A 26070-nucleotide genomic window follows, 5' to 3' on the forward strand; every position below is an offset into this window, starting at 1 on the left:
TAGGTTAGATTATATCAATAGGGCTGTAAAGATTCAATCGAAATCAAGAAAAGCCGCTCATCGGTTAGCGGCTTTTGCGAAAAGGTGTGATATCTTATGAAAATAACATCCAACATGATGCTTACAACAGTTTATTTACCATTCACCCAATCATAAAGTGTACGGGCTGCATGCGTCATACCATCTGATAATGCTTTTCCGGCCTTAGAGAAGGCATTAAAGCTCTCCATTTCTTCTAGCTGCTTTTGTTTTTCTGCTAAGTCTTTTTGTGTGACAGCTGTTCCGAGGATAGAAGCTTCTTTTTCTTGATCATCATTCGTTTGGACAGTGAAGGCCCCTTTTAATTGCGGATCATGATACCCTTTCATTTGCAACATGCCATTATTGGCTTGCTGCATTCCTAAAAAGACACCGAATAGCAATACGAGCGATAAAATAATGGTTTTTCCGATAAATGAGCCCATATCCTCCACCACCTTAAGACCGTTTTTTCTCATCCTTTGCTTTGCCGTCTACCTTTTCTGCGTCCCAGAAAATTTCACTGAACACATCAGCTGCTGCATTGGATGCGTTTTTCAGTTCTTCCATATTATTATCCACACCGCCAAATTCTAATAGAAGGGCTTTGTCAGATAAATCTTGATTATAGATTCCATTATCACCAATTTCTCCTTTGGCAAACACACCGACACTAAGTCCTTTATATTTTTTCTCCATCAAATGGTGGAACTCTGTCGCCAGCTTTAAGTTTTTCTCATAGCTTTGATTCTTCTTCCCTACAACAAACGCGATTCTCGCATATTTCTTGCCTTTGATTTCTACTGTCGTATCTTTCTTTCTTCTTGAATCCCGGTGAATATCGATTAAGTAATCTAAGTCATCATTTTTAGCGAGAGCTTCTTTTACAACCAATCTGGATTCATTATACGATTGTGGGTACTTCAATCCTTTTTTTAGCAGTCTTTTTTCGATTTCTGTTTTATCCACTGTGTTGCCGATTCCTTGCTGATCGAGCGCTTTACCAAACATCTCCCCGACAAGGGTGACGTTCACTTTTGAGTGGCGCGCATTGTTTGGGTTTGTTTCTCCTTTTAAAAATGGTAAATATGATTCCGTATTATGTGTGTGATAAATGTACACAGCTTTTCGTTTTCCTGTCGACTGGTCCGGCTCTTTTGCAGGCGTTTTCGGTTCATCTTCATCAAGCTTGTCCAGCTCAGCTAGATTTGCTTCTTTTTCATCTTTGATGACTTCACTTGGAGGCGGCGATTCCATTGGCATATTCGTATAGTCTGTACCTTCACCTGCTAGGATGATTTTTGTATCAAAATGTTCAAAGCCTGGCAGCTCTCTTCCTAGAAAACTGCGGGGGTCTTCTAAATTGATACTTGTGGCAAGTTTGAGTGACAGCCCGGAGAAATGAAATCCTTTTTGATCTTCAGGGACTGCTGAGGCAAAATATTGATTTTCCATCCCCATTAGAGTTGCAAAGAATGCACCTGACAGCTCATCTGCCACACCATATAATGATGCTTGAGGCCTAAGCTCAGGTTTTAAAGACGTCAAAGCCCCTGACATGACAAACACAACCACCAGAGAGACAATAAACAAAAAAATACTCTTCACTACTTTTGTTCCATTAATCGCAACGACCAATTGTCGAGGACGGCGAGGTCTTTTTTTCATGATTTACTCCCTCCAGCACGCTTTCTAGTAATTACACTATGAGCGAGCTAGAGAAAGTAGAACTGATTAATGATTATAGGAACCCATGTTGTCTTGAGAGATTTTTTGATGAAGTGCTGTATTTAACCCATTGGCGAGTACGTTCGCCATGTCATCAATGAATGTATCCACTTCCTTCGGTGTGACCATTAGATTTTGTCCAAGCGGCGCAAGCACTTCATGGATCAACTGTCTTTTTTCTTCTTCAGGAAGCGTTCCGACGATTCCTAAAAAGGATTGACGCGTTTCATCATCTGGCAAATCTTCTTCATTCAGCACTTTTTTCTTCCCAAATGTCAGACCCGCTGGTACTAAAGATCGGGAAGGTCTATCATCTTTCAGTTCTCTACCAAAATGCTTTAACACGTAATCAATCGTGTCACTTGCGATCGTGACTGCATCGACCACTGTCGGCACACCAATGGCAATGACTGGAATCCCCAAGGTCTCTTTGCTTAATTCTTTTCGTTTATTTCCGACACCCGATCCTGGATGTATACCTGTATCAGAAATTTGAATCGTTGTATTCACCCGTTCTACTGCACGTGCAGCTAGTGCATCGATGGCGATCACAAAATCTGGTTTAGATCGTTCAATGACACCTTGTATAATGTCACTTGTTTCTATACCAGTCAGTCCCATGACTCCAGGCGATAATGAAGACACTGGGCGATAGCCTTCCTGCACATTCTCAGGCTGTAATTCAAATAAATGGCGTGTCACCAGCAAATTCTCAACTGTGAGCGGCCCTAATGCATCCGGCGTGACATTCCAGTTTCCGAGTCCTACGACAAGACAGCTCGCATCTGCCTGAATGCCGTGATCTTTTAAAAACTGAGCAAAATGATGGGCAAAAACTTCAACCACTTTTTCTTGCATCTCAGAGTCTTTCTCCCGAATTCCTTGCGCCTCAAGCGTCAAGTATGTCCCTGCCTTTTTTCCGGTCAACTCTTCTCCTTCTGTCGTAATCTCCACAGTGCGGATGCGGATGCCGTGCTCTTCCTTCTCCTTCTCAACAATTCCTTGAATACCGTCCTTTTTGACCACATTCGGATCGTTCTCTTGTTCTAGTATCTCTTTTGTTTCAACGGCCAAATCGGTCCGGATTTGATAAGCGCTTAAATCGAGTTTCTGTTTCTTCATGAAAAGGCTCCTTCCATCAAGTAATTAACAGTAGTCTTTCCATCTCTTTCAAGAAACATTCGAGCGCTTCATCAATGAAAAATACTTTACATTTATATTGCATTCTAAAGGTGTGTTTGATAGAATACAATTTGTTCTATTGTGAAGATTTAACCTTAAGACAATTGTGTTTAGGTTGTATCTTAGGAGGTGAAACACATGCCAAATATTAAATCAGCGATCAAACGTACAAAAACGAATAACGAACGCCGTGCACACAACGCAACAATCAAGTCTGCGATGCGTACTGCGATTAAACAAGTTGAAGTTTCTGTAGCTAACAACGATGCTGAGCAAGCAAAAGCTGCTCTTTCTTCTGCTGCAAAACGCATTGACAAAGCCGTTAAAACTGGTCTTGTACACAAAAACGCAGCTGCGCGTTACAAATCAAGACTTGCGAAACAAGTAAACGGACTTTCTGCATAATGTTTGCAACGCCTCAGTGATGAGGCACCTGTTTAACTGTACGTCCGTCCTGAACGGCTCAGCCATAAGGACAGACTGGCAATTATACATCTAAACAAAAACGACCCTCTTTTGAGAAGGTCGTTTTTTTATGTTCAAGCCCCTAATAACCGAAGCAGGAACAATTCTAATAATAGCTGCTTGTCCTTTTTACCCGTTTTCATTTCATAATCAATCGTGGAGAGCTCTTTGACGATGTACTTTAGCTCTTCTTCTGAAAACAGTCTTGCCTGATCCATCGCGAGTTTGACCCGAAATGGGTGGACTTTCAGGTTTGACGCAATTTGTTTTTGCCCGTATCCCTGTTGAGCAAAGTACTTTGTCTGCAATATCAACCGAAATTGATTTGAAATGAGTGCCAATATTTTAATGGGTTCCTCATTTTGCTTTAGGAGATCATAAAACATTTGCATCGCTTCAGACCGGCGCCTGTTCACGATTTGGTTAATCAGTTCGAAAATATTCTGCTCCAAACTTCGTGCAACGAGCTGATTCACATCCGCCAGCTCAATTTCCTCTCGCTGCCCAATATATGTACTTAGCTTTCGAACCTCTTGAAAAAGTGAGGACAGGCTCCCGCCACATAACATGACAAGCTGTTCTGCCGCTTCAGCAGAGATTGTTTTTCCTTCTGTTTTCACTAATGTGATGGTGAAATCCGTTGTTTCTTTCGGATTTAACTCTTTCGCCTCAACCACAGCCGCTTTCTTTTTTAACAATTTGGTGATTTTCTTACGTTCGTCCAGTTTCTCATATGGCGCTAATAACACGAGAATCGTATAGGGTGCTGGCTTTTCTAAATAAGCTTCTAACACAGAAAGCTGATGCTCGATCTTTTCTTTTTTCTTTTCTGCAGTGAGGAAATAAGGGTTCTTGATCACAACGAGACGCCGCTCTCCCATAAACGGAAATGTTTCTGCGTCCGTCACAGCCTGCTCAAGCGGCACCTCTTCCATATCGAAGACAGAGTAATTAAAATCCTTTGTTTCTTCGTCGACGACAGCTTGTCTCAATTTTGCAGCTGTCTCTTGAAGTAAATACGTTTCTTTTCCATATAAGCAATAAACGGGATTGATATCCCCTTTTTTTAAATTGTTCCATACTTCAAAGACCATTCGCTTAAATCCCTCTCTTTCACTTCCTCCTCTATCCTAAAGTGTGTAGAGACATTAGTAAAGAGGAAGCTGAAAGTGCCGCCTCCTCATTTATAGTAAACGTCTCACGTAAGCTCCCGGGTCAGCTTACAGTCAGACGATATTCACAAAATGATCATGAAAATGGAAAACGGTTACTTTACCTTCTAGCAATTCCAAATGAGTTCAAGTATACTAAAAATAGCCAGGAGGGATGAAAATGAATGAATTTGAAAAGAATGTTCAAAGCAAGCGGAATGATGTGACCGACTCAGCTGTTGGTTTTATCGTCACATTCGGATTTTTCGCCTCAATGTTTATTTTGGCAACAGTGATACACCTCGTTGGATCTTAACTACATGAATGCAAGATGACTGCCGTTTTGGCAGTTTTTTTATTGATTTTGTAAGATATCATATGGAGGATGAGCGTAAAATGTTCCATCCTCTTCAAGAAATTCATAGGTCACACTTCCATCAATATCTGTACGATACACCTTTGTTTGATGATCATTTAATTTTTTCAAAACTTCTTGATGAGGATGGTGATACCGATTTCGTTCACCTACTGAAATCAGTGCATATGACGGGTTCAAATGCTGAAGCCATTCTTCACTTGTTGATCCTTTACTCCCGTGATGCCCAACCTTCAAGACATCCGCTCGTAGCTCAGGGTAAGCTTGAATGATGTCTCGTTCCCCTTCTTGTTCAAGATCCCCAGTCAGCATAAAACGCTTTCCGCCAAGCGTAAAGGTGAGGACCAGTGAATCATTATTTTTACTCGTCACCTGGTCACTTGCGGGATGCAGAACGTCAAATTTTTGTCCTCCAATTCTCAGCTGATCCCCTCTTTCTAACTCATCTATAGGAATCCTTTGATCAGCCGCTTCCTTTAAAAGCTGCGCATCCTCTGGATTTCGAGCAAAGCCTTTTGGGATTGCAAGGCGTTTGACTTTATTTCGCTTTATTAACCGCATCGCTTCTCCCATATGATCTTGATCTGCATGGGTAAGGATGAGGACATCAAGTTTTGCTATGCCTTTAGAATGCAGAAATGGAATAAGCGTTTGATCCCCAATTGTAGATACTTTACGTCTTTTTTTCCATGGCTCTTCTTCAAAAGAAAGTCTGCCTCCTGTATCGACTAATATATGCCCGGTTCGATAAGGTAGCTGAATAAACAAACTATCCCCTTGTCCTACATCTAACATCGTGACCTCTCCTTTTTGAAGAAAATTCGGCGTGAAATAGTGTACAGACAGCACACAAACGAGAATCAAAATCGGCACAAGATAAGATTTGATAGAAGTTTTACATTCCATCACAATGAATAGAAAAACAATGGAGGAAACCTCTAGGAGCACATGCCACCATGTCGATTTCATAAAAATGAGAGTAAGACTATCGTAAGCAGCCATGTGTGCAGACAATTGATGACTAAACTGGATCACCCAATCAAGCAGCTGAAACAGTGTTTGTCCAAGCGGAAGATAAATGATAGATAAAAGAAAAAAGAATAAGGACAGAGGCATGACAACCATTGTATAAAAAGGAACAAACATCATATTTAAAGGAACACTCAGCAAGGAAAATTGTTGAAAATAATATAAAAGAACAGGAAGCGAAGCAAGCTGTGCAATCAAGGAAATGAGGAATAACTGCATCACCGAACTTTTTGCTTTTGATAAAATACTAGTGGATAGCAAAATAAATAAGGTCACCACAAATGACAGTTGAAAACCGACATCAAATATATAAAGTGGTTGAATGGCTAATAAAAGCAAGAACGCTGCACTTAACACGACCGCAGAAGGCTGTTTCATTTCTTTTGGCAGACTTGTGATGACTAAATAAATTCCAGCCATGAGACAGGCTCTTAACACAGACGGTGCAGCACCTGTTAAACAAGCATAAACCGGCAAAAAGGATAATAAAAGAATACGCGCTGTCTCTCTTGTCACGCCAGCACGGAGTAGACACCAAAATAGACAAGCGAGCAATGTTTGAACATGAAGTCCTGAAATGGCTAATAAATGAATGATGCCAAGCATTTGATAATCTCTTAATGTATCAGGGTCTATTAAATCACGATCGCCAAAAATAAGTGCCTGCACAATCCCAACAGAATTCTTCGGAACGTGATCTTCTAGAAATTTCAACCCCTTCTGCCTAATAGATGAAAGGTCATGTGAAGGGCTGTCATGTTTCGTGCAGCTTTTCATAGACTGCGTTAAGAAAATAGCATCAATGCCTTTTGTTTTTAGAAATTGATCATATTGAAAGCCATTCGGTATGGTTGCATGTTTAGGCAACCGAACCTCACCTGTCATATGACAGCTCATACCTGGCTCAACATCTTTTAACGCTTCTTTTTCACGCTCCGTTTGAATCGTATAAAATGCCGCTAGTCGACCATTCTCTGATGAAACAGTCGCTGAAAAGCGATTGCCATCTATTTTCGGAATCGTTTCAATCACAACCGAATGAGAAAATACTTTTTCTTGTATGGGATGATCCGTTTCAAAAAACTGATGCACCATAAAAATGAGCATATAGATCGTTCCACACAAACTGACCATTAAAAAGAGCTGGGGTGTTTTTTTCAGCAGACTGAAAAGAAGACATACAAGAAGAAAAAGGAGAAAATACAAATGAAGATGATATGCGGCCAGAGCAATTCCAGCAGCTGCTGAAATCGCCCCGAACGGCAAATACTTAAACATAGGAAGTAAATAATTGATTCGCCTTTTCATGCATTTGACGAATTTCTGTTTCGCTACGTCCTGATTCACTTAGTTTGCCTATTAAATCCGCAACAAAGGCTAATTTTTCTTGGTTTTTTAAGTCAATAATCATCTCATCTAGTTCAACCTGTTCTGTTTGAACTCCGGCTTGTTCGAATAAATCAACAGCATATGGATGATTTTTATAATCCTTCGCATAATACACTGTTCGAATACCTGCTTGAATAATCGCTTTACAGCACTGCAAGCAAGGAAAATGCGTCACATATATTTCAGCATCAGCCGTTGGTGCACCAAATTTGGCACATTGTAAAATAGCGTTCATCTCCGCATGGATTGTACGAACGCAGTGATGATCTATCACATAGCATCCTACATCTGCACAATGCACGTCACCGGCAATGGATCCATTATATCCACCTGCGATGATGCGCTTGTCTCTTACGATCGTTGCCCCAACAGCTAGCCGCTCACAGGTGCTTCGCAAGGCAAGCAAATGGCTTTGAGCCATAAAATATTGATTCCATGAAATTCTCTCCACGAGCTGATCCCTCCAGAATGATGGTTGGTATTAAGTGTACATGCCTTTCTTCTATACCGTCAATTCTACTTGACCGTCAGTTGATTTTTAAGCCGTTCAATGGTCTTCTCTCCAAAACCCGAAATATTCCGTAAATCTTCAATTTGCTGAAATTCTCCATGTTCTTCTCTATACGCAATGATGGCTTCCGCTTTGGCTGGGCCTATTCCGTTAATGGTCTGCAATTCCGCTGCATCAGCTTGATTGACATTCACCCCTTGACTCTGTTCATTTCCCGGCGGCGTATCAGCCGCTGCTGTTTGTCCCTGCTTGTCAGCCTCCCCCTTCTTTCGTACATAAATCATCATACTATCCTCTAATTTTGCTGCTTGATTGATGTCAACTGTATCTGCCTTGCTCGTAAAACCACCTGCTCTTTTAATGGCTTCTTCAACTCTGTCCTCAGCCATAAATGCATAAACGCCCGGCTTCCGTACAGCTCCTTTGACCTCTACTACGATGGATGTTGGCTCTTTTTCTGCACTCTCTTGTTTTTCTTCTAATGTGACTTGCGTTTCATGTTGTTCTTTCAATACACTTGGCTCGGCGCTATCTTTCTCTTTTCCTACTAAAAAGCAGAAACAGATGATGACGAGGATAATGATTCCCGCTATCAGATAAAGACTGTATTTTTTCAACGAAATGAGCTGCTTCACTTGTTCACGCTTCTTTCAATCATATTTTCACGCTGCTTCACATACTGTTTAGAAGATAACAGATCCTATGCGTCTAAGGAGGGAGAACGTTTGAATATAGGGTTAATCGGTACAGGAAACATGGGTACCATACTTACTGAGGCATTTATTGAATCAAAAGCAGTCAATCCCTCATCCATCACCATTACAAATCGGACCATCGAAAAAGCGTTCAATATAAAAAAGAATCACCCAGAGGTCGAAGTGACGAAACAGCTTTCAGGAGCTGTAACAGATAAAGATTTCATCTTTGTTTGTGTCAAACCACTTGATATTTATCCGCTTTTAAAAGAGTTGAGCCCACTTTTAAAAGAACAGCAAACCATTGTCATCATTACAAGTCCGGTTCATCCTGAACAGCTTCAAGATATTGTTCCTTGTCAAACAGCCAGACTGATCCCAAGCATCACCAACCGCGCGTTATCAGGCGCATCACTTGTAACATTTGGTTCATCATGCAATGTCACGACAAAAGCAGCGCTCAGACAACTCGCTTCCCGCATTTCAACACCAATCGAAATTCATCATTCAATCACACGGGCAGCCTCAGATATTGTCAGCTGCGGTCCTGCCTTTATTAGCTTTCTTGTTCAGAAAATGATTGAAGCCGCTGTTGAAGAAACGGATATTTCAAAAGAAGAAGCCACCACCTTATCAGAAGATATGCTTGTAGGACTTGGTCGTTTGATTGAAAAAAGGGTGTATACCCTGCCTACACTGCAACAGAAGGTGTGTGTAAAAGGCGGCGTCACCGGCGAGGGCATTAAAGCACTTGAAGCAGGTGTTCAAGATATGTTCCATCAGCTTTTCCAGAACACTCATGACAAGTTCGATGAGGATCTAGAAGCGGTTGCGCATCAATACCCACCGAGTGTGTTTACTGATGATCTCAGAAATTAAACATGTTCGCAACAAGCGAAAAAAGGGTTTTAAAAAAACCATCGTCCATTAAACGATGGTTTTTGGTTTCTTCGCTGAAATAAAATATCTTTCTGCACATTCTTGAGGTGCTTCATTTGTAAAATCAGCGGTCACTTCAATCTGTTCAAAGCCAGCGGACTCAAGGAACGCTGCATATGTCTCAAAAGGAAATGTACGCTGTTCGTGCGTTTCATCATAACGCTCATACACGTCTCCGTCTTTTACAAAAAAGCTTAAATCATGAATGACTGAAAATGGATGATCTCCTTTATCACTCTGCCAAATGTAGCTGATTTCTTCATCTTGATCGGCATAAGTAGAGCCAGGAAATACCTCTTCCATTTTATAAGGGGTATGAACATCAAACAATAAAACCCCACCTGTCTCTAAAAGCTGAAACATGTTTTTAAAGGTTTTTTTGACGTCATTTTCGTTTTTTAGATAATTCAAAGAATCACAGCAAATAACCGCTGCTTGAAAAATTTGTTCAAACCCCTCAAGCTCTCTCATATCTTGATGTAAAAATTGAATAGACTGCTTATGAGCCTGTGCTTTTTGCTGCGCAAATGCCAGCATCTCTTCACTTAGGTCAATTCCTGTGACCATGTGGCCTTTTGCAGCTAACCGAACAGATATCTCTCCAGTTCCACAACCTACATCGATAATCGCACTATTCGGCTTGATATACCGCTGTATCCACTGAACCCATTCATCATAAGGGGCATGTGTCATGAGCTCATCATACACACCTGCAAACCCTTGATAAATCATGAGTTAATGCCAAGCGAAAGCGTTTCTCTCGGCGCATCTCCCCAAAGCTTCTCTAAGTTATAGTATCCTCTTTCCTCTTTGTGGAACACATGAGCAATGACATCTCCTAAATCAATCAAGACCCATCTTGCTTCGTCAAAGCCTTCCATCTTTTTAACTTCGATGCCGCCTTCTTCTGCAAGGTGTTTCACTTCTCTTGCAATGGCCTGTACTTGTTTGTCAGAATTCCCGTGACAAATGAGAAAATAATCTGCAACAAGTGAGATCCCTTGCATATTCAGGGCAATAATGTCCTCTGCCCGTTTATCATCGCACGCTCCTGCTGCGATGTTTAAAATTGATGATGCATCCATCAAAATTCCTCCTTAGTTGTTCTTTTGCACAAGTGAGTTATAAGTAGCAAGTGTATCTGGGAAAACTGGCTGATTCTTTTTCATTAAAAAGCTGACGGTGTTTTTTAAAGATTGAATCAAGGCAAGGTCCAAATCCTGCTCTGCTAACTCTCTTACTTCCTCTACACCAGGAAAATGGCGTCCTGGCTCTATATAGTCGGCGACATAAATAACTTTTTCAAGCAATGTCATGTTCGGTCTGCCGGACGTATGGAATTCAATGGCTGTTAAAATATCTTGGTCGTCAATTCCAACTTCTTTTTTGACCAAATAGGCACCAACTGGGGCATGCCAAAGCTCAGGTGAATATTTAAGCAATAGAGGGTTCATCTGTTCTTGCTGGATGATGCCCTTCATTTCTTCTTTCGGTCTAAATTTAGCATAATCGTGGAAAATAGCTGCGACCTCTGCTTTTTTCACATCTGCACCAAAACGTTCAGCTAATGAAATGGCCGTCTCCATGACCCCAATTGTATGTGTATATCTATGCTCTGTTAACTGCTGTTTGACACAGTTTAAAGCTTCTTCACGATTCATATAAATGATGCTCCTTTATATAACACTCAACCGCTTTCGGAATCAAATAATCAACAGGTTTCCCCTGCTTCATTCGCTGCCTAATCAATGTCGATGATACATCAAAAGCCGGAACATCTGCAAACAAAAGAGGATACGCCGTACTTCCTTCATAACCTGGTCTTTTCATCCCAATAAAGGTGATCATCTGAAGCAAATCATCGATTCTATGCCATTTCGGCAAATACTCGACCATGTCCGCTCCAATCATAAAAAAGAACTCATCTTCAGGATGGCGCTTCTTTAACAGCTCAACCGTATCTACTGTATAAGATGGGCCCTCCCGCTCCATTTCAATAAGCTCAACTCGAAAATGAGGATTTGTCTGAATCGCTTTTTCCACCATTTTTACGCGGTGATGACTCTCTGCTCGTTTTCGGCCCGTTTTATGAGGGGGCTTGTGATTTGGGATAAACCAAATTTCATCAAGCCCTACTTGGAAACGCACCTCACTTGCCATCAGCAAATGCCCATTATGCGGGGGATCAAACGTACCGCCGAACAACCCTATTTTTTTCATATCATATCCACCTTTACGGCAGCTTAATTTGTTTATTTTCCTTTGATTCCTTATAAAGGACAATCACATTTCCGATCGTTTGAACGAGTTCAGCTTTTGCACCTTTTACAAGTGCTTTTGCAACCTCTGTTTTGTCCTCGTCGCAGTTTTGCAATACGCTGACTTTCAAAAGTTCTCTTGCTTCAAGCGCCTCGGAAATTTGCTTGACCATATTGTCATTTACCCCGCCTTTTCCAACTTGAAAAATAGGTGATAAATGATGTGCTTGCGCACGTAAAAAACGTTTTTGCTTACCTTTTAACATGGTGTTCCTCCTAATTTCTCTATGACAATTGACTTCATTTTTCGGGCGTCAGGTGTAATGCCCGTCCACAGTTCAAAGGCTCTTACCGCCTGACCAACAAACATGCCGACGCCATCGACTGTTTTCAAACCTAACCCGGCTGCTTCGCTTAGCAGCTTTGTTTCTATTGGATTATACACAATATCACAAACGACCGCTGTTTTTTTTGCGTTCGCTAAAGAAATTGGGGTTTCTTCAACATTCGGATACATACCAATTGAGGTCGTATGGATGATGACATCATATTCCCCAAGCCGCTCTTCTGCTGTATTTAATGCAATGGCACGAGATGTGATTTTCCCATCGGCACTTTCAATTAAAGCCTCAGCTTTTTCAATGGTGCGGTTGGCGATATCAAATTGTTTCGGTGCATACTCAGCAATTGTCGTGTAAATCGCTCTTGCTGCTCCACCAGCACCAAGCAGGAGAAATGACAGCTCTGATAACGGCTGATCCAACGCTTCAAGCAATGAATGAAGAAAGCCTTCTCCATCTGTATTGTACCCAACGAGCTGATCTCCTTCGAGACGCACCGTATTGACGGCACCAAGGCGTTCAGCTGTCACATCAATTTTGTCGAGGTACTTCATGATGTCTACCTTGTGCGGAACAGTGACGTTAATGCCGCTGATTCCTAACGCTTTCATGCCGCTAATCGCATCTTTCAGGTCATCATTTTCTACTTGAAAGCCATGATAATGTCCATCAATTCCAGCATCCTTTAATGCTGCATTATGAATATCTGGAGACATTGAATGGCCAACAGGGTTACCGATTACTCCGTATAAAGGTTTCAAGGTCTCTCCCCCTCTGAACATTTAAATTAACGAACGTCTCATAAACACGTGCACGCCTTTTGGCGCATACACTTTGATTTGTTTCTCAGCATCATTTGCCGTCACCCAGCCTAATCCTGAAAAGACAATGTCCATTTTTGGCTGATCGATGGTGAAAGTGTGCGGAACGAGCGGCGGGAAATTTTCCATTCCCTCTTTTGATGGCGGTGAAAGCAGCTCACCTGCATGCTTTTCATATAAGTCATCTGCATTCTCCATCTTCGTCCTATGAATGTTGAGTTCATTTGGCATATAGCAGACAAAGGATGTTCTGCCGCCTTTTACATAATCAAATCGAGCCAGTCCGCCAAAGTAAAGCGTTTGAGCTTCATTTAACTGGAACGTTCTCGGTTTCAATTCTTTTTTCGGCGTTAAGATCTTTAAGTCATTTTTGCCGACATAGTGCGCCATTTGATGTCGGTTGATGATCCCCGGTGTATCGAATAAAGCAGACCCGTCATCAAGCGGGATTTCAATCGCATCAAGTGTTGTCCCTGGGTATTGGGATGTGGTAATCACATTCTCTTCTCCAGACACCTCTTTGATAATGCGGTTAATAAATGTTGATTTCCCAACATTTGTACAGCCGACAACATAGACATTTCTGCCCTCACGGTAATGATCAATGGCCTCCATAACCTCAGGCACACCTTGTCCTCTGCTCGCACTGATTAAAAACACATCAATCGGATTGAGCCCATTTTCTTTTGCTTCCCGCTTCATCCATTGAACAAGACGGTCTTTTTTCACGGATTTCGGTAAAATATCTACCTTGTTGCCGACAAGTAAAATGGGATTACCACCAACAATACGGCTCAGTCCATTAATCCAGCTTCCGTTAAAGTCAAAAATATCAACGACCTTGACGATCAGAGAATCAGTCTCGCCAATGCTGTGTAAAATATTTAAAAAGTCGTCTTCTGTTAAAGATACATCCTGAATTTCATTGTAGTTCTTTAACCTAAAACAGCGCTGACAGATCACATCTTCTTTCAATAGAGATGCTGCCGGCGCATATCCTAATTGATCTTTATCTTCCGTCTGAATGGCTACACCGCAGCCAATACAAACAACCTTTTCCATTATTACTCTTCCTCCCACTGAATGTGGCCCTTACGCTTTAAGGCTCCTAAAATTCTGCGTTCAATCTGCCTGTTAAACTTCGTGAAAAATCCGTCCGATGCCGCAACAGGTACAACCAAAATGGTATGGAAGCCATGCCTGTTTCCGCCAAGCACATCTGTCATAAGCTGATCGCCAATGACAACCACATCTTCTTTCTTCAATTGCATATCAGCGACGGCCTTATTAAAGGCTCTTCCCATCGGTTTTCTCGCTTTATAAATAAACGGGATATGAACCGGCTCAGAAAAAAGCTTGACCCTTTTTTCATTATTGTTCGATACAATCGTCACCTGTATCCCGTGATCTTTCATCTCTTGAAACCATTCAATTAAACGCGGGGTCGCACTTGGACGATCCCATTCTACTAGTGTGTTATCTAAATCCGTAATAATTCCTTTTACATTTCGTTCTTTTAGTTTTTGCGGCGAAATGTGGAAAATACTTTTCACAAATTCATCCGGTAAGAAATACTTCTTTAGCACAATTTGCACCCTTTCTTCCATTGGTTTTTCAGCGATTGTGTCGAATCAAATCACAATTTGTCTGTCTATCGAATACAATGAAAAAGTTTTCGACATATGATGAGGACCTTCAACAGGTGTGGATAATTTTACACACATTATCCACCTATATTTCATCACGCTTTCATTCAATTATAAACACTCTACCCACAAGTTATCCACTTAACCATGTGGATAACAGAACGATTGTTCTTGTTTCCCATTCATGGTAGATTAAAGGTACTTCAAAGACATTCGATCAACCTATGATGATATGTCTTTTCCTCAAGTTTTATGCCAACTTTTTCAGGGGAGGTGTTTTTCCCATCATATGGGTTTCTAGTATGAAAAAGCTGTCAGATGATTTACTTATAGAATCGTATTATAAAGCAAATGAAATGAACTTAAATCGCGACTTCATTGAATTAATTGAGACAGAAATGAAAAGACGTTCGCTCGGGCATATGCTCTCTGTTTCCTCTTAATTCCATATATCCAGGAACCATGCCTCCCGAGCACTCTCCTTTTTTAAACTCAGGTGACTGATATTATATCACTTGCGCTATAGGCTTACTACTATTTTCCGTAAAAAACACCCCTTCTGATCAAAGAAGAGGTGTCTTATTTGCAAGGCTGTTCATTCCAAAACCATAACCCTCCACCTACGACCAAAATGACGACAAGGAACACAACAAGAAAAGCGTAACCGATTCCTGCTCCTTGAGCTGGATAAGGTGAACACGCAGGGTAAGGATAAGGACATCCCCACATATCAGTTACCTCCTTCTAAGAAGATATACTGTTAGACTATGCTGGATGGATCGTCTTGTTTAGGCTGATGGCCTGCATTTAAAAATGTTTAATGACATCACGCTCTTTAATTTCGTTATAAATGATTCTTGCCCCTTTTGGTGTCATATGATTGCCAGAAGGGTCAATGAGGCCAGACTGAATCAAGGCGCTGTCACTATCTTCACCCGCTTCTCGGATGAACGCTTTCCAATTGTCGACAAGCGGCACTTGCTGTTTTTCAGCTACTTGTCTTGTGATGTCATTGTATGAGTTTTGCCAAGCTCTCGCCCCGCCTCTCTCAGCAAAATAAGATGACTTATATCTAGAATAATAATACAAGCCCTTTTTGCCTCCTTCCACCACAGGCACGCACGTCATGAGGATCGGGGTAATTCCCTCTTTCCTACTTTCAGAAATGAAGTAGGATAAGTTTTCTTTAAATCGTTTTTTGGTCACACGGGGATGTTTCCCGTCTAGAATCGCCGCATCATTTGTTCCGAACATGATGAGGACGTAAGTTGGTTTTTGTTTTAAAATATCCTGCTCAAAGCGAAGCTTCGCATCTTCTGTTGTCTGCCCGCCAATCCCGGCATTCTGTACCTTGATTTGGCCGCGCTCGACGTTTTTCATGAGATTCACCCATTTTTCAGATGTGGGATAATCTCGAAAATCCCAGTTCGATCCTCTTGTGTTACTGTCACCAAATGCAATCACACTTTCCTGCACTGGTTTTGAGCACCCAGCAGCAACACATAACAGGATGAAAAGGAAAACATATTTCTTCACAACATTCACCTCCAAAAGCCCTCTTCATATAGTAAACGACAAGACTTTTGGTTTCAATGAATGACTGTTTCTTATTGTAATTGAACCGGCAGATAATCTCTGTTATGGTGCAGTAGTTCGCTTACTTTCACAAACTCATAGCCCCTTTTCTTTAGTTCAGGTACAACTTGTTTCAGCGCTTCTACTGTCTGCTTACGATTTCCTCCGCCATCATGTAAAAGGATGATATCACCGCCCTGAATATTCTCAATAATACGGCTGGCAATTTTGTGTGCACCTGGCCTAGACCAGTCCTTCGGATCTTGCGTAAAGGACCACATCACGACATCGTATCCTTGCTTAGAAAGAATGCGGAATGACTTCATCGTCAAGCGCCCGCCCGGGGGACGAAATAATAAGGGTCCGCCAGGCTGGAGTGAAGCGATATGAGCCGCTGATTCTTTTAATTCTTGCTTGATTTCTTTCGATGACAAAAGGTCAAAATACGTATGGTTCATCGTGTGATTGCCAAGCTCATTTCCTTCGCTCACAATCCGCTCTGCGAGCAGGGGATATGCATGAATACGGCTTCCGATGACAAAAAAGCTAGCATTCACTTCATGCTCTCTCAGTACATCTAGTATTTGATTTGTGTATACCGGATGAGGCCCATCATCAAAGGTTAACGCAATCTTTTTCCGTTCCTCTCTCATGTCCCAAAAGGCTCGTCCCGTTTTTTCTAGGTCGATTCTTTTTAATGTACGCGCCTCTATGTTACCAGGAACAAAAGCGCATAATACCAATATACATAACAAGATATGCAACCCTTTCATCAGACCGCCTCCACAGAACATCATTACACATTAAATTGCCCGCTTTCTGATGAATTCATTCAAGTTTCGTGATCGTCTACGCTTCTTTTTCACATAAAAAAAGCCGGCCCATCAGGCCCGCTTTTTGTCTCACGTTTGGTTTCTCTCTTCAACTGTCGAACGTTGCTTAGAATTCATACAGACACTCTCCTTCTTGGATTTGATTTTGAGCCCATAGCAATTTTTGATAATACTGGTTGGACTTCTGGTATTGTTGAGAGGTTTCTAAGGCTGTCGCAATTTCTAGTGAGATATCCTCTATATAAGAGTATAGGCTAAGTTTTTCCAAATAATCAATGGTTTTTTGCAGTTGTTCTTCATTGATTTCCTGAACATATAAAGCATCCAGATACTCAAACATATGACAGAACAGCTGGTCTTCATGCTTCTTTGCGGCCAATTTCCCATCCTCTAATATGCGCCTTGCTTCAGTCTGCTCATTTTGTCTAAAAAGTAGCTTGGCCAGTGTATAAAGTGTATGAGGCAGCGTGGGAAGCAGCTCTTTTTTGGCGAGGTCAGCCGATTCGGTTAAATATCGTTCTGCTTCTTCTCGATATCCTAACTCCCCGTAACATTTCCCTAAATTATAGAGTGCTGAGCTATAGATGCGCGGGTGATCAATTTCGGATGCGAGTTGTTTCGCCTTTTTCAAGTGAGGCAGTGCTCGATCTTTACGTTTTAAATCTTGATAATTTCCCGAGATGACAAAGAGGCACTGAATAATGCGAATGGAATATGCATCATGCTGATCGTATATTTCAAGCGCTTTTAAAATATGGTGCATGGAGACATGCGTTTGTTTCATTATATAGTAGGCTTCTGCTACTTTAAAATGAAACTCAGCCTGCTCAATATCATCAAATACCATAGACAGCTGTTTTTCTGCCATACGATAATATTTGACGGCCTCCAAATATTCTTTTTGACTAAACTCATGCATGCCACGAAAAAATGCATGGTAATAATGCAGCATATCAGATAACTCATGATTGGAATTTTCGATTTTATCGACAAGGTTAGATACTGAGAAAGGTTGATATTTTGAAGGGTGTATATAGTCGAGCATAATTTGGTGCCGAAAACACATGAGCTGATAATAAATCAGTAAATGCTGGTCCTCTTCCATACGTTCAATTTCCGCTTCTACTTCCGCTTTCAAGATTTCCGCATCTGGAACACTGAACTGCCGTATCATTCGATACCATTCATTAATTTTCATACCGACATGTGAAGAAAGAACCTTCCCCATGTTCCGAAAAAACCCCTTCCTTTTCGGTCTAATATTACATATTTTAGCACGCTTCTAGACCGCCAAGCACCGCAAAGAAACCGCAAACATATGAGAGGGGCAGCAAAAACATACGCATAGAAGCACGTTTCTTTCAAATAAGATGATTTTTTCATCGTACAGACACAGACAATCCTTCCTTCACATACATTTGAGGATATAGGCAACGGCCTAAACATGGTGGAGGTGAAAATCGTGGCAGGAGTATTTACAGCGATGGGATTGATGGTCAAAGAATTGGTGTTTTTAGTGTCCTATGTCAAAAACAATGCCTTTCCACAACCCCTTTCGGGAGATGATGAGAAAAAATACTTAGCCCTTATGGCAGAGGGCGATGAACACGCAAGAAACATGCTGATTGAACATAACCTTCGGCTCGTCGCCCATATTGTCAAGAAATTTGAAAATACCGGGGAAGACGCTGAAGACCTCATCTCCATCGGGACGATCGGACTCATTAAAGCCATCGAAAGCTATTCCTCTGGAAAAGGAACAAAGCTGGCAACATATGCTGCGCGGTGTATTGAAAATGAAATTCTCATGCACTTACGCGCGCTCAAAAAAACGAAAAAAGACGTCTCCTTGCATGACCCCATTGGTCAGGATAAAGAAGGCAACGAAATTTCATTAATTGATGTCTTAAAATCTGAAAATGAAGATGTGATTGATACCATTCAGCTCAACATGGAGCTTGAAAAAGTAAAGGAGTATATCGACATTCTCGACGGCCGGGAAAAAGAAGTGATCGTCGGCCGGTTCGGTTTGGACTTAAAGAAAGAAAAAACACAGCGGGAAATAGCCAAAGAGCTCGGGATATCGCGGAGCTATGTGTCTCGGATAGAGAAACGCGCACTGATGAAGATGTTTCATGAGTTTTACCGGGCAGAGAAGGAGAAACGGAAGCGGGAGAAGGGGAAGTGAAAATGAACTTCCCCTAACTTCTAACAAAAACAGACCTTATTAGGTCTGTTTTTTATTTCGGCACTAAGCTACTGTCTCGCTGCATTTCTTTTGATAATATCTGCCGCCTTAGCCCTCAAGAACAATGGCAAGATTTTGGTGATGAATTTTGGGTCATGCACTTAGACATGAAGGAAATCAACTGATTACACCCCACTGTTTAGAGAATTGTGGAAAATGAAGGACAAACGGTTTGCATATAAGTTTTGTATTTCAACTTTTATGTTTAGAAAAATAATAGCTATTCAGACTTATAATAATTTCACAAATGAAATATCAGCACTTTTTAATGTTACATACGAATTCACCACCGAATGTTTTGTGACTTTAAACCCATGCTATAAGTCATGAATTATTTTGTATTATTTTGTCGAAAATCATCAATTTAATATTTTTTATATTATAATGTTTCCTGTATTACTAAAATGTGTATATAGAAGGGTGCAGACTAATGAAAAAAGCTAAACTAATTTTATTCTTATGCTTTATGGCAGTTCTAACTGCTTGCGGTAACACTAACAGTTCAACTGATCCAGCAAAAAAAGAAGAAACGAGCAAAGAGGCTTCAAAAGAATCAGCACAAAAAGAGAATAAACCAACGTCAGGACGCTTATCAAAGATTGGGGAGTGGAAGAAAGATAAAAATGGGTCAACACTGACTTTAAAAAAGATAAACAACAAACAAAAAGAAATAGATTTAAGTCCTATTAAGATGAAAATACAAGATATTAAAGTTTTTGAATACAGTAATTTAGGTGAAGACGATAAAGAGCTTCTTTCTGATAATCAATATGAAAAAGATAAATATCATAGAATACAAATCACTTACACGACTGAAAACACTTCCGATAAAGATGTTTTGTTTTCTGGTGTTAAAGTTATTACCACTAATACAAAAAAACAAATTGAAGTCAATGAGTCTAATTTGTATACGGATAAAGGTGTTGGTTCTTTTTATGGTAAAGTCGAAAATGAAGGTATGGTTGTAGTTCCTTTACTTGTAGATGATGTTTCAGATTTGAGCTCAATCACACTTCACTTAGGAGATGTATTTCTAAATGACGAACCTGAATTATTGCATGATGGGGCAAAAGTGAAATTCGATTTTTAAATTCTGCACCCCCCCTTTTGACTTTAATAATGAAATCCTCATGCATTTACGCGCACTTAAAAAAACAAAAAAGACGTCTCTCTGCATGACCCCATCGGTCAGGATAAAGAAGGCAACGAAATTTCATTAATTGCCTTCTTAACATCTGAAAATGAAGATGTGACTGATACCATTCAGCTCTAAATGACCGGTCCGGTTTGAAGTTAAAGAAAGAGAAGGCGAAATGAGCAGGGAATTTTAATAGAAAACATTTTGCAACAGAACAGGCCTTATAAGGTCTGTTTTTATTTGTTTAGGCTCTTACCATTTATGGATTATCTTTTAATTTTAAATATGGTTTTTGTATATTTTTTTGCCCTTCAAATCTGAAAAGTATATAATTAATATACTTGTATGACAAATAAAGAGGGGTGATTTCTATTACATTCAATCCTGTTTCCAATAAAAAATTATACATACAAATTTATAATCAGATCCTTTCTGAAATACAGTTAGGCTCTTTTCAAATAGGAGATAAACTTCCTTCAGAAAGGGAATTATGCGAACAATTTGGTGTCAGCCGCGCACCTGTTAGACAAGCCCTCAGTGCACTAGAAATGAATGGTATTATTTATTCACGTCAAGGAGAAGGTGTTTTCGTTAAGAGTACGACCATACACAATGAAGGGTCCATCTCTATGAAATCGGCATCACCTGAGGATATCGTGGAAGCTAGAATGCATATCGAGCCTTTAATTATTCATTTTGCGGCTTTGAGAGCGACTGACGAAGATATTTTAGAACTGAAACAAACCATCAAAAAGATGGAAGAAGAAACACATTCAGGTGTATACGTCCCGGCAACTGACGAGCAGCTACATATGGGAATTGCAAAAGCATCACATAATGATTTATTCATTACCTTTATGTCTTCCATTACGAACGCTATGAAGCAGCAGGAAATGTGGAGGTTTATACGTGATCGAACCGTTACCCGTTCTGACTATCGTGAGGTCAACTTTCAGGAGCATAAACTGATTATAGAAGCACTCGAAGAACGGAACGCAGCAGAAGCTGTGAAACGTATGACTGCCCACATGCAAAACCTATATGATCGATATTGGAAAAGCTAGGATCTTCCACTTCCAAATACGATATGAGAAGCTTCTTTTTGTTTAATCGAAAAATAAGACGCATACAACAAGTAGAAGCCTTGCTGTTATGCGTCTTTGTCTTTTTAAGTTCATTTATTTTCCGATGCTCGGCACCCTTCGCATATTCCGTATAAGACTTTAACCCCTTCAGAGCCATAAGCGATGTCAATGATTTCTCCACATTCCCGGCAAACGATCGTATTTTGTGGTACATTTGTCTCTTTTTCCATGAAATTTTCAGCTCCAATCGTTTTATTCTCATGTATTGTCTCGTTTTTTTTCAGAACTTCTCCTGACAGCTAAATCACCACAATATTTCCCCTTACTACTTCCATCATAGTTTTTTTATGACCCTCGTTTAAATAGACTTTTCTATACTGGATTTTTCTGTACTTGCTTTTACAACTAGTGCTTTTCCTGACTGTTTAACTAAAAACACAATAATAAAAGAAGCCAGTATCATACTAATACCTAAAAAAATCATACTGATGTGAAAAGAACCTGTGACATCCTTAATGTACCCGACTATATATGGCCCAAAGAAACCGCCAAGATTGCCAATACTGTTGATTAGTGCGATCGCTCCACCGGCGGCTGCTCCTGTTAGAAAAGAAGGGGGAATGGCCCAAAATGGAGAATAAGCACCAAAGGCTCCGCACAAGGCAATGGTTAAAAACACAAAGGATAAGATCACACTGGAATTTGCTATATAACTGCTAATGATCATGGCCATCGCACTGACAGTTAAGCAGGCAGATACATGCCATCGCCTCTCGTTTTTCTTGTCAGAATGATTCCCGACCAGCACCATTACAATGATAGCGACGGTATACATGAAACCTAACAGCCAGCCCATTCCCTGCGTACTTAAGGAAATGGTGTCAGATAATCCTTTAGAGATTGTCGGCAAAAACATATTGATGCCGTAAAACCCAACCATCCAGCAGAAATAGCCTGCCGATAAAATGAGTACATCTCGATCTTTTAAAGCTTGAGTGAATGTATATCGCTTGACCTGTTCCTTTTCAAGCTTTTCTTTTGTTGTGACATGAATCAGCCACTCTTTTTCATCTTGATTCAGCCATTTTACATCTTCAAGTTTGTCATCCAAATAAAAGAATGCAATTACTCCAAGAATGAGTGCTGGAATCGCTTCTAAAATAAACAGCCACTGCCATCCAGACATATCCAGCCAATCAACACCTAATAGAAATGTAGAAAGTGGTGCACCTAGGGCATTCGCTCCCGGAATCGCCAGCATAAATCCAGCAATGGCTTTGGCATGATGTTTGGTTTGATAAAAACCGCTCAAATAAAACACCATACATGGATAAAAGCTAGCTTCTGCCGCACCCAATAAGAAACGTGCTGTATAAAACTGCCATGGTTCTTGAACAAAAGCCATGAAAATCGCAATAATTGCCCATGTCACCATAATTCGGCTGATCCATTTACTCGCACCGATCTTTGCCATAATGGCACTTCCCGGAACTTCTAATAAAAAATACCCTAAAAAGAATATTCCAGCCCCAAGTCCAAATACAGCATTTGAAAATCCCAAATCTTCATTCATTTGAAGAGCAGCAAATCCAATATTCACACGATCTAAAATAGCGATAACAAAACATAAGGATAAAAATGGGATAAGGCGAAGTGTAACTTTACGAGTCGTCGACTTTTCTAATGCTTGTTGATTCAACATGATTCCCCCTTCAAGTTGCTTTATCCAACTGCGTGAAGATGTCTAAATGGCATGGCACATCTTTATTAAGCGCTTACAAAATATCATTTCATCAATCATTTTGACTGTGACTCTACTTCCTTTTTATTTAAAATAGAGTCAGGCATGTTCATGTGCCTGCTCCATTTCTTTCTACTAGTCCATATGTGAACCACCATTGATATCGATTTCTTCTCCTGTAATGTAGGATGCTTCTTTAGTAGCCAAAAATGTAATAGCGGCTGCGATTTCTTTCGTTTCACCTGGTCGGCCAAGTGGTATATTATCAATTACTTTTTCGGCTTCATCGATAGGAAGTGACTTCCAAATATCCGTATTCACAAGGCCTGGTGCCACACAATTCACTGTGATACCATCTTTCCCTACTTCACGGGCAAGGTTTTTAGAAAAACCTAATACTGCTGCTTTGGAAGCTGAGTAATGTGCTCCTCCAAATACGCCTCCTCCCCTTTTAGCCGATACAGAAGACAGGTTGATAATACGCCCATATTGCTGCTTGATCATTGGTTCTAGCACGGCTTGTGTACACAAGAACAAACCAAACATATTTACATTAAATACTCTTGTCATATCTTCAAGTGTCATGTTCTGAACGGTTATTTTTTGAGAAATACCTGCATTATTCACCAATATGTCAATGCGGCCAAACGCCTCAAGCGTTACAGCCACCATTTGATCAATTGATTCCTTATTTGTTACATTTACTACTACGCCTAACGCTTTTCCTCCGGCTTTTTGAATGGCTTCTACTGTGAAGCGAATCCCTTCTTCATTGATATCTGCTACCACGACAGCAGCACCCTGTTTAGCAAGTGTTAGAGCGATTGTTCGGCCAATTCCTTTTTCAGAACCGCTCCCTGTTACAATAGCTACTTGATTGTTTAATGTAAACATTGTAAATAACCTACTTTCAAATGTGATTGTTCAGCATGTCTTTTGCTGTATTTATGATGTTTTCGATTGTTATTCCATTTATTTCCAAAAGTTTTTCGTAAGGTGCAGATTCTCCAAAACGGTCTTGCACTCCAATCCGTTTGACTTTTCCTCGACCTTCTTCTGCTGCTACTTCACATACAGCACTGCCTAATCCGTTCAAAATGTTATGATCCTCTACAGTGATCATACGTCCAATATCAAGACACTCCACAACCGCCTCTCGATCTAGAGGTTTGATCGTATGCATATCTAAAAGTGATGCTTCAATCCCTTGTTCTTCTAGTTTTTTAACCGCTTCCAAAGCAAGATATACTGTATCACCATTTGCAATGATCGCAATATCTTTGCCAGACCTTAATTTTTTGGCTTTTCCAATCACAAACTCCTCATGTTCATCATAAATCATCGGCACAGCATCTCGGGTAAAGCGCAAATACATGGGGCCATACGTATTCGCTGCCTCTTTGATCAATTTTCTCGTCGAATAGTAATCAGAGCCCATGATGACCGTCATGTTGGGAAATGTTCTTAAAACGCCCATATCTTCTATCGCTTGATGACTTCCACCGTCATTTCCCGGTGTCAATCCTCCGTGCGAGCAGGCAATCTTTACATTCAAATTCGGATAGCATATTTCTTGACGGATTTGCTCTGCCATGCGCAGCGAGCCAAAAACTGCGTAAGTGCTTACAAATGGAATTTTTCCAGTTGTCGCAAGACCAGCTGCCAGCCCGGCACCATTTTGTTCGGCAATTCCAACGTTCACATGCTGATTGGGAAGCTGTTTTATGAATTCTCCTGTTTTGCATGATTTTCCGATATCAATATCAATCACGTAAATATGTTGATTCTCTTTTCCTAACTTAACAATTTCATCACCGAAGGCTTCACGTGTCGCTTTTTTCTTAATGACCGCTTTTTCAGTTTGGCTCATGATCTCAAACCTCCTGCTAATTCTTCTAATGCCTGTTCATACTCTTTCTCATTTGGCGCAACACCATGCCATGAGCAGATATTTTCCATGTAGGAAACGCCTTTGCCTTTAATCGTGTCTGCTACAATACATTTCGGCTTTCCATTTTTCATGTTTTTCACTTGATTCAATGTTTCGACTATCTCTTCCATCGAATGTCCGTCAATTCGCTTTGTTTCAAACCCGAATACTTCAAACTTCATTTCTATGTCTTGCAGCGGCATGATTTCCTCGCAGAAACCATCAATTTGCAGACGGTTATTGTCAACAAAAACAATTAAATTATCAAGACGATATTTGACTGCGGTTTGAACCGCTTCCCAAATTTGTCCTTCTTGACATTCGCCATCGCCTACCATCGCAAATACCCGATAATCTTTTTCATCCCGTTTACCCGCAAGCGCCATACCAACCCCACAAGAAAGTCCTTGGCCTAATGAACCTGTTGAAATATCAATTCCAGGGCATTTCTTCATATCAGGATGACCTTGGAACGGTGAACCGTACTGTCTCAATTTGTATACGTTTTCAAAAGGGACATAACCTTTTAGCGCTAAGGCAGCATATTGAATAGGTGCAACATGGCCTTTCGATAAAACAAAACGATCTCGATCTTCCCAGTTAGGATTTTGAGGATCGATATTCATCTCTTTGAAATAAAGGGCCGTGATGATATCAGCAGCTGATAAAGAGCCGCCAGGATGCCCCGATTGCGCTTCATAAATCATCGTAATCGCCGTTTGTCTAAGTTCAATCGCTTTTGCTTTTAAATTCGCCAAACTTACATCTTTCACTGGATCACCTCATTTTATTATTTGAAATCCAATCTTATATTCTTAGTTACTTGTTCACTTGTATGACAAGTAATTTATGAGAACACTATACAATTCTTGCAAGCATTTGTCTATCTATTTTTTGAATTTTTAAACAATCAATGCAGATTTGTATTAGATGCTCTTTAGATTACATAGAGCAAAATTTTAGAAAAACAG

At 40.5% G+C, this 26070-nt stretch carries 31 protein-coding genes and 1 pseudogene; 8 read left to right on the top strand and 24 right to left on the bottom strand.

Going from position 1 to position 26070, the window contains the following annotated elements:
• Window positions 1-131: 131 nt before the first annotated feature.
• The 3 genes from ASG46_RS17075 to gpr form a co-directional block, all read right to left on the bottom strand.
• Window positions 132-464, bottom strand: coding sequence for a YqxA family protein (locus ASG46_RS17075; RefSeq protein ID WP_017358024.1), 333 nt, complete (start codon window positions 462-464; stop codon window positions 132-134).
• A gap of 13 nt (window positions 465-477) precedes the next feature.
• Window positions 478-1686: a stage II sporulation protein P gene (locus tag ASG46_RS17080; protein ID WP_007501337.1), complete on the bottom strand. Its 1209-nt coding sequence runs from the start codon at window positions 1684-1686 to the stop codon at window positions 478-480.
• Between the two features lie 66 nt (window positions 1687-1752).
• Window positions 1753-2868, bottom strand: a complete 1116-nt coding sequence (gene gpr, locus ASG46_RS17085; protein ID WP_008342483.1) for a GPR endopeptidase — start codon at window positions 2866-2868, stop codon at window positions 1753-1755.
• 198 nt (window positions 2869-3066) lie between these two features.
• Here gpr and rpsT point away from each other — a divergent pair, with 198 nt between their 5' ends.
• Window positions 3067-3333 carry a 30S ribosomal protein S20 gene (gene rpsT / locus ASG46_RS17090; RefSeq protein WP_008342485.1) on the top strand — a complete coding sequence of 89 codons (267 nt, stop codon included), beginning with the start codon at window positions 3067-3069 and terminating at the stop codon, window positions 3331-3333.
• A gap of 134 nt (window positions 3334-3467) precedes the next feature.
• Here rpsT and holA read toward each other — a convergent pair whose 3' ends face one another.
• Window positions 3468-4487, bottom strand: coding sequence for a DNA polymerase III subunit delta (gene holA / locus ASG46_RS17095; RefSeq protein WP_048001522.1), 1020 nt, complete (start codon window positions 4485-4487; stop codon window positions 3468-3470).
• Between the two features lie 238 nt (window positions 4488-4725).
• Here holA and ASG46_RS20775 point away from each other — a divergent pair, with 238 nt between their 5' ends.
• Window positions 4726-4860, top strand: a complete 135-nt coding sequence (locus tag ASG46_RS20775) for a YqzM family protein (RefSeq protein ID WP_008342491.1) — start codon at window positions 4726-4728, stop codon at window positions 4858-4860.
• Between the two features lie 39 nt (window positions 4861-4899).
• On the opposite strand, the gene ASG46_RS17100 is transcribed toward ASG46_RS20775, so the two are convergent.
• From ASG46_RS17100 to ASG46_RS17110, 3 genes are all read right to left on the bottom strand, one after another.
• Window positions 4900-7227 carry a DNA internalization-related competence protein ComEC/Rec2 gene (locus ASG46_RS17100; protein WP_035702731.1) on the bottom strand — a complete coding sequence of 776 codons (2328 nt, stop codon included), beginning with the start codon at window positions 7225-7227 and terminating at the stop codon, window positions 4900-4902.
• Window positions 7220-7789, bottom strand: a complete 570-nt coding sequence (locus tag ASG46_RS17105; protein WP_008342495.1) for a ComE operon protein 2 — start codon at window positions 7787-7789, stop codon at window positions 7220-7222. Before ASG46_RS17105 ends, ASG46_RS17100 begins: the two co-directional genes overlap by 8 nt.
• Window positions 7790-7854: 65 nt before the next feature.
• On the bottom strand, window positions 7855-8484 hold the full coding sequence (locus ASG46_RS17110) for a helix-hairpin-helix domain-containing protein (protein ID WP_017358027.1): 630 nt from the start codon (window positions 8482-8484) through the stop codon (window positions 7855-7857).
• A 90-nt stretch (window positions 8485-8574) separates the two neighbouring features.
• Here ASG46_RS17110 and comER point away from each other — a divergent pair, with 90 nt between their 5' ends.
• The gene (gene comER / locus ASG46_RS17115; protein ID WP_056705288.1) at window positions 8575-9423 is read left to right on the top strand and encodes a late competence protein ComER; all 849 of its coding nucleotides are present in this window, start codon (window positions 8575-8577) and stop codon (window positions 9421-9423) included.
• Window positions 9424-9471: 48 nt separating this feature from the next.
• On the opposite strand, the gene ASG46_RS17120 is transcribed toward comER, so the two are convergent.
• Genes ASG46_RS17120 through ASG46_RS17155 form a run of 8 tightly spaced genes read right to left on the bottom strand, consistent with a single transcriptional unit; the run spans window position 9472 to window position 14489 of the window.
• On the bottom strand, window positions 9472-10215 hold the full coding sequence (locus ASG46_RS17120) for a class I SAM-dependent DNA methyltransferase (RefSeq protein WP_019743210.1): 744 nt from the start codon (window positions 10213-10215) through the stop codon (window positions 9472-9474).
• A complete protein-coding gene (gene rsfS / locus ASG46_RS17125; protein WP_008342502.1) occupies window positions 10212-10568 on the bottom strand; it encodes a ribosome silencing factor in 357 nt (118 codons plus the stop codon). The genes ASG46_RS17120 and rsfS overlap by 4 nt, the downstream gene beginning before the upstream one ends.
• 12 nt (window positions 10569-10580) lie before the next feature.
• A complete protein-coding gene (gene yqeK / locus ASG46_RS17130) occupies window positions 10581-11144 on the bottom strand; it encodes a bis(5'-nucleosyl)-tetraphosphatase (symmetrical) YqeK (protein WP_017358029.1) in 564 nt (187 codons plus the stop codon).
• Entirely contained in the window at window positions 11134-11703 is a 570-nt protein-coding gene (locus ASG46_RS17135; protein WP_008342505.1) for a nicotinate-nucleotide adenylyltransferase, read from the bottom strand. Before ASG46_RS17135 ends, yqeK begins: the two co-directional genes overlap by 11 nt.
• A gap of 13 nt (window positions 11704-11716) precedes the next feature.
• Window positions 11717-12007, bottom strand: coding sequence for a ribosome assembly RNA-binding protein YhbY (gene yhbY, locus ASG46_RS17140; RefSeq protein WP_008342507.1), 291 nt, complete (start codon window positions 12005-12007; stop codon window positions 11717-11719).
• Window positions 12001-12843 (bottom strand): shikimate dehydrogenase, encoded by an 843-nt coding sequence (gene aroE / locus ASG46_RS17145; RefSeq protein ID WP_019743209.1) that lies wholly within the window; start codon window positions 12841-12843, stop codon window positions 12001-12003. The genes yhbY and aroE overlap by 7 nt, the downstream gene beginning before the upstream one ends.
• A gap of 21 nt (window positions 12844-12864) precedes the next feature.
• Window positions 12865-13965, bottom strand: coding sequence for a ribosome biogenesis GTPase YqeH (gene yqeH, locus ASG46_RS17150; protein WP_041506921.1), 1101 nt, complete (start codon window positions 13963-13965; stop codon window positions 12865-12867).
• Between the two features lie 2 nt (window positions 13966-13967).
• A complete protein-coding gene (locus ASG46_RS17155; protein WP_008356191.1) occupies window positions 13968-14489 on the bottom strand; it encodes a YqeG family HAD IIIA-type phosphatase in 522 nt (173 codons plus the stop codon).
• Between the two features lie 362 nt (window positions 14490-14851).
• Here ASG46_RS17155 and ASG46_RS17160 point away from each other — a divergent pair, with 362 nt between their 5' ends.
• Window positions 14852-14992 (top strand): sporulation histidine kinase inhibitor Sda, encoded by a 141-nt coding sequence (locus ASG46_RS17160; RefSeq protein ID WP_003217327.1) that lies wholly within the window; start codon window positions 14852-14854, stop codon window positions 14990-14992.
• 136 nt (window positions 14993-15128) lie between these two features.
• Here ASG46_RS17160 and ASG46_RS21180 read toward each other — a convergent pair whose 3' ends face one another.
• The 4 genes from ASG46_RS21180 to ASG46_RS17175 all read right to left on the bottom strand — a co-directional run bounded on the left by ASG46_RS21180 (window position 15129) and on the right by ASG46_RS17175 (window position 18185).
• The gene (locus tag ASG46_RS21180) at window positions 15129-15278 is read right to left on the bottom strand and encodes a hypothetical protein (protein WP_003217499.1); all 150 of its coding nucleotides are present in this window, start codon (window positions 15276-15278) and stop codon (window positions 15129-15131) included.
• Window positions 15279-15356: 78 nt separating this feature from the next.
• A complete protein-coding gene (locus ASG46_RS17165; protein WP_235562251.1) occupies window positions 15357-16085 on the bottom strand; it encodes an SGNH/GDSL hydrolase family protein in 729 nt (242 codons plus the stop codon).
• Between the two features lie 71 nt (window positions 16086-16156).
• A complete protein-coding gene (locus tag ASG46_RS17170; protein WP_056705291.1) occupies window positions 16157-16897 on the bottom strand; it encodes a polysaccharide deacetylase family protein in 741 nt (246 codons plus the stop codon).
• Between the two features lie 166 nt (window positions 16898-17063).
• The gene (locus ASG46_RS17175; RefSeq protein WP_007501361.1) at window positions 17064-18185 is read right to left on the bottom strand and encodes a response regulator aspartate phosphatase; all 1122 of its coding nucleotides are present in this window, start codon (window positions 18183-18185) and stop codon (window positions 17064-17066) included.
• A gap of 231 nt (window positions 18186-18416) precedes the next feature.
• Here ASG46_RS17175 and sigK point away from each other — a divergent pair, with 231 nt between their 5' ends.
• The 4 genes and pseudogenes from sigK to ASG46_RS17190 all read left to right on the top strand — a co-directional run bounded on the left by sigK (window position 18417) and on the right by ASG46_RS17190 (window position 21407).
• Window positions 18417-19145, top strand: coding sequence for an RNA polymerase sporulation sigma factor SigK (sigK, locus tag ASG46_RS17180; protein WP_058014952.1), 729 nt, complete (start codon window positions 18417-18419; stop codon window positions 19143-19145).
• A 490-nt stretch (window positions 19146-19635) separates the two neighbouring features.
• The gene (locus ASG46_RS17185; RefSeq protein WP_008342520.1) at window positions 19636-20295 is read left to right on the top strand and encodes a hypothetical protein; all 660 of its coding nucleotides are present in this window, start codon (window positions 19636-19638) and stop codon (window positions 20293-20295) included.
• Window positions 20296-20323: 28 nt separating this feature from the next.
• Window positions 20324-20475, top strand: a pseudogene (locus ASG46_RS21005) (RNA polymerase subunit sigma-70); the annotation flags it as partial.
• A gap of 230 nt (window positions 20476-20705) precedes the next feature.
• Window positions 20706-21407: a FadR/GntR family transcriptional regulator gene (locus ASG46_RS17190; protein ID WP_008342522.1), complete on the top strand. Its 702-nt coding sequence runs from the start codon at window positions 20706-20708 to the stop codon at window positions 21405-21407.
• Between the two features lie 110 nt (window positions 21408-21517).
• Here ASG46_RS17190 and ASG46_RS21010 read toward each other — a convergent pair whose 3' ends face one another.
• The 5 genes from ASG46_RS21010 to ASG46_RS17210 form a co-directional block, all read right to left on the bottom strand.
• Entirely contained in the window at window positions 21518-21658 is a 141-nt protein-coding gene (locus ASG46_RS21010) for a GapA-binding peptide SR1P (protein WP_017358037.1), read from the bottom strand.
• 128 nt (window positions 21659-21786) lie between these two features.
• On the bottom strand, window positions 21787-23127 hold the full coding sequence (locus ASG46_RS17195) for an MFS transporter (protein WP_056705293.1): 1341 nt from the start codon (window positions 23125-23127) through the stop codon (window positions 21787-21789).
• A gap of 177 nt (window positions 23128-23304) precedes the next feature.
• The gene (locus ASG46_RS17200; protein ID WP_045034074.1) at window positions 23305-24063 is read right to left on the bottom strand and encodes an SDR family NAD(P)-dependent oxidoreductase; all 759 of its coding nucleotides are present in this window, start codon (window positions 24061-24063) and stop codon (window positions 23305-23307) included.
• A gap of 16 nt (window positions 24064-24079) precedes the next feature.
• A complete protein-coding gene (locus tag ASG46_RS17205) occupies window positions 24080-25039 on the bottom strand; it encodes a transketolase family protein (protein ID WP_017358040.1) in 960 nt (319 codons plus the stop codon).
• Window positions 25036-25872 (bottom strand): transketolase, encoded by an 837-nt coding sequence (locus tag ASG46_RS17210; RefSeq protein WP_017358041.1) that lies wholly within the window; start codon window positions 25870-25872, stop codon window positions 25036-25038. Before ASG46_RS17210 ends, ASG46_RS17205 begins: the two co-directional genes overlap by 4 nt.
• Window positions 25873-26070: the final 198 nt, after the last annotated feature.

The sequence above is a fragment of the Bacillus sp. Leaf49 genome (assembly GCF_001426125.1).
In the GTDB taxonomy this organism is placed as follows: Bacteria; Bacillota; Bacilli; order Bacillales; family Bacillaceae; genus Bacillus; species Bacillus altitudinis.